This is a genomic window from Streptomyces sp. NTH33, from assembly GCF_003236365.1.
Classification (GTDB): domain Bacteria; phylum Actinomycetota; class Actinomycetes; order Streptomycetales; family Streptomycetaceae; genus Streptomyces.
The window spans coordinates 1-4,455 of record NZ_POTZ01000527.1 but is presented as its reverse complement, the minus strand read 5'-3'; the positions used below and the strand labels follow the sequence as shown (position 1 = coordinate 4,455).

Annotated in this window: 1 protein-coding gene; it reads left to right on the top strand. The window is 72.9% G+C overall.

Annotated elements, in window-relative coordinates; genetic code table 11:
- Nucleotides 1–28 precede the first annotated feature (28 nt).
- A complete protein-coding gene (locus C1I97_RS32120) occupies nucleotides 29–4,381 on the top strand; it encodes a beta-ketoacyl synthase N-terminal-like domain-containing protein (RefSeq protein ID WP_258382834.1) in 4,353 nt (1,450 codons plus the stop codon).
- Nucleotides 4,382–4,455: the final 74 nt, after the last annotated feature.

Sequence of the window (4,455 nt, the reverse complement as noted above, 5' to 3'; positions counted from 1 at the left end):
CGGTGCCCCCACAGACCCCACGCCCGCCGTGTCCGCCGAACTGAGCGACGAGATAGCGGCTCTCCTGGACCTGCCGGTCGAGGAGGTGGGCCCGGATTCCGAGCTGACGGAGCTGGGCTTCGACCTGGTCAGCCGGTCCGCCTTCGTCGAGCGCCTCAACGAACGCTACGGCTTGGCGCTCACGTCCGCCGTACTCATCGCGTTCCCGACCGTGCGGGCGCTGTCGGCCCACCTCGTCGCCCAGCACGGCGACCGCGTCGTGCCGCAGGACTCCTCGTGGATCCCTGGCCAAGCCCCTGCGCACCCGCACCCGATGCTGCACCGCCTCGTGCCCCTCGATGACGGGACGGCTTATGAGACCCATTTCGACGGGACGGAAGCGTTTCTGAGGGATCACCGGATACGCGGTGGCCGGACCCTGCCAGGTGTCGTGCACCTGGAGATGGCGCGGGCGGCGGTGGCCGCCTTCCTCGACCTGGCGTTCGGGGCGGCGGTGCGGCTGGAGGACGTCGTATGGCTGCGGCCCGCCGTATGCGGACCGGACGGTCTGACGCTGCGGGTCGCCGTGCGACGGGTGGACGGCGGCCTGCAGTTCGCGATCACGGCTCCGGGAGACGACGGCGACACCCTGTGCTGTCAGGGCCGGGCGCGCCCGGTGGAGGACGCCGAGCACGAGCTGCCCAGCCTGGAGCGGGCGCGGGCCGGCTGTGCCGGGGAGGAGATCCCGGTGGAGCGCGTCTACGGGCTCTTCGCCCGCGCCGGCCTGGACTACGGCCGAGCCCAGCGCTCCCTGACCGGTCTTCGCACGGGCACCGACGAGACAGGACGCCCCCAGGCACTGGCCGACCTGCGGCTGCCGGCTGCCGCCGACCCCCTGACCGAGTGCGTGCTGCACCCGGCCGTGCTGGACGGGGCACTGCAGGCCACCGTGGGCCTCCGGCTCGCGGACGGCGGCCCGAAGAGCCGGTCGTCCGGGCCCGCGCTGCCGTTCGCCGTCGAGTGGGTGGACGTACGCGGCGACACCCCCGCCCGGGCCTTCGCGTGGGTCCGGTACCAGCCGGGCAGCGGCCCGAGTGCGGCGCAGCCCCTGCTGAATGTCACCGTGTTCGACGAGCGGGGCCGGGTGTGCGCCGACCTCACCGGGCTGAGCACCCGCGCCCTGCCGAAGGACGCGGACACCGCCCTGCCCGGACCGGTGAGGACGACGGGGCGGCCGACGGAGCCCGAGTCTGCCGATCGCGGCATGGACATCGCGATCATCGGCGTCAGCGGCCGTTACCCGGAGGCGGCGGATCTGGACCGGTTCTGGGAGAACCTCAGCTCCGGCCGCGACTCGGTGCGCCGGATCCCGACCGGCCGGTGGGAGCGTCCCGCGTGGGCGGGCAGTACGGACGGCTCCGGCGACGGCGCGGCCGACGACTGGGGCGGCTTCCTGGACGGCATCGACCTGTTCGACCCGCTGTTCTTCCAGATCTCGCTGCGCGAGGCGGAGTACGTCGACCCCCATGAGCGGCTGTTCCTGGAATGCGCGCACCACGCCCTGGAAGACGCCGGATACACCGGGGACTTGCTGAACCGCACCAGCGGCAAGGTCGGCGTGTTCACCGGCGTGATGTACCAGGACTACCAGCTCTACGGCGCGCAGGCCCAGGAACGGGGACAGCCGGTGGCGCTCTCCGGGAGCGCGTCGTCCGTGGCGAACCGCGTGTCCTACTTCTACGGGTTCACCGGGCCGAGCATGAGCGTGGACACCATGTGCTCGTCCTCGCTGACCGCCATCCACCTGGCCTGTGAGGCCATCCGCAGCGGCCAGTGCGGTGCCGCGATCGCGGGCGGCGTGAACCTCACCTCGCACCCCAACAAATACCTGATGCTGAGGCAGCGCAACTACCTCTCCAGCGACGGCCGCTGCCGCAGCTTCGGCGCCGGCGGCGACGGCTATGTGCCCGGCGAGGGCGTCGGCGCCGTGCTGCTCAAGCCGCTGGCACGCGCCGTGGAGGAGGGGGACCACATCCATGCCGTGATCAAGGGCACCGCGGTCAACCACGGAGGCCGCACCACCGGTTACACCGTGCCCAGTCCCGTGGCCCAGAGCCGGGTCATCGGCGAGGCGCTGGCCGCCTCCGGAATCGACCCCCGGTCGGTCGGCTACATCGAGGCGCACGGCACCGGTACCGCGCTGGGCGATCCGATCGAGATCGCGGGCCTGGCCAGGGCCTTCCAGGAGGCGGGCTGTCTTCCGAAGCACTGTGCGATCGGCTCGGTCAAGTCCAACATCGGGCACGCCGAGAGCGCGGCCGGCATCGCCGGGGTCACCAAGGTGCTGCTCCAGATGAGGCACGGGCAGCTCGTGCCGAGCCTGCACGCGCGCACCCTCAACCCGCACATCGACTTCGACGGCACTCCACTGCGCGTACAGCAGAACCTGGAGCCGTGGCGGCCACCCACCGTGGAGGACGAAGGAGTCGTCCGCACCCTCCCGCGCGTTGCCGGGGTGTCCAGTTTCGGTGCGGGTGGTGCGAACGCGCACATCGTCCTCGCCGAGTACGAGACGCCCGCCGCGTCACCGAGGAGGGAGACCGCGCCAAGGCCCGCGTTGCTGGTGCTCTCGGCCATGAGCGAGGGCCAACTGGTCGAGCAGGCCCGGCGACTGCGGGACCGGCTGGCGGAGCTGACCGAGAAGGACCTGCCCGGCGTCGCCCGGACTCTCCAGACGGGCCGTATGGCGCTGCAGGAGCGGCTGGCGTTCGCGGTGGGCTCGATGGCCGAGGCCAGGGCACTGCTCGCGGAGTTCGCCGACGGTCCCGAGCGGCCGGGCGGCTGGGTGCGCGGCACCGTCCTCACGGATGTCGCACCGGACGAGGTGGCTCTCGCGGACGCCCTGGACGACTGGTTCCGCAACGGTGCCGGCGACCGGCTGCTGCGGCTGTGGGCCGCGGGGACCGCCGTGCCGTGGGAGACGGTGTACGGAGCGGACGGCGCCGCGTCGGCGCCGCGCCGGGTGCCGCTGCCGGGCTACCCCTTCAGCCGCGAGCGCTGCTGGATCGATCTCCCCGGGCTCTCGGGCGGTGCGGAGCAGAGCTTGCCCGACAGAAACGAGCCGGACGGGGAAGTGGTCCTGCTGCGTCCGGGCTGGGTGGCCGATGAAGCTCCCCCGGCCGGTGAGCGGGACCGCCACGCCGCGCACCACGTGGCAGTGATCGGCACCCTCACGGCGGACGAGCGTGACTCCCTGCGGGCCGCGCTGCCGCCGGAAACCGACTGCCGGTTCGTCGAACTCGCCGACGGACCGTTGGACCGTCAGTACACCGTGGCCGCACAAGCGGTGCTCACACGGGTCCAGGACATCCTGCGGCCCGGCCTGTCCCGGCCGGAGCTGTTCCAGGTCGCACTGGCCCAGCCCACCGGCACTGGACCCGAGCGGGACCAGCTCGCCTGTCTGCGCGGGCTGGCCGGGCTGCTGCGCACGGCCGGCCAGGAGAACCCCCACCTGCACACCCGGCTCGTCGACTGCCTCGACGGTGCCTCACCGGCCACCGTCGCAGCTCGGCTCACCGCCGAGGCCGCATCCGGAGCCGGATTCGGGCACGAGGTGCGTTACCGCGACGGCCGCCGGTACACGGTGGCCCTGGACGAGGTCACCACGGATGGTGCCCCGGGCCTGCCCTGGCGGGAGAACGGCGTCTACCTCATCACCGGGGGCGTCGGCGCTCTGGGCCGGATCGTGGCCGGTGACATCGCCGGTTCGGTCCGGCACGCCACGGTGGTGCTGGTCGGCCGCTCGGCGCTCACCGAGTCACAGCGGACCTCGCTGGACGCGCTGCGCGCCACGGGGCTGACCGTGGAGCACCGGCGTACGGACGTCGCGGACCGGGGCTCCGTAGCCCGACTGCTGGCCGATGTCACCGGCGAACACGGGCCGCTGACCGGCATCCTGCACGGTGCCGGGGTTATCGAGGACAGGCTCCTCGTGAGCAAGTCCCCGGCAGAGCTGGCACGTGTTCTGGCACCCAAGGTCGCCGGGCTGCTCCACCTCGACGAGCTGAGCCGCGACCAGCCGCTGGAGGTCTTCGCCTGTCTGTCCTCGGCCAGCGGTGCCTTCGGCAATCTCGGCCAGGCCGACTACGCTGCCGCCAACGCCTTCATGGACGCCTACGCGGTGCACCGCAACCTTCTCGTCGCGGCGGGGGAGCGCAGCGGCCGGACCGTGTCCGTCGCTTGGCCGCTGTGGGCGGACGGCGGCATGGGCACGGACGCGGCCACCACGGAGCGGTTGCGCGGCATCGGCCTGGTCCCGCTGGACACCGAACGGGGGCTGGCCGTCCTGCGCCGCGCGCTGACCGACCGGGACGCCACCGTGTACCGGCGGCCGTCGCGGTAACGCACCTCGTGCCCGAATCCGGCTCCGGATGCGGCCTCGGCGGTGAGCCGAGCTGCGACGGTGGCCGGTGAGGC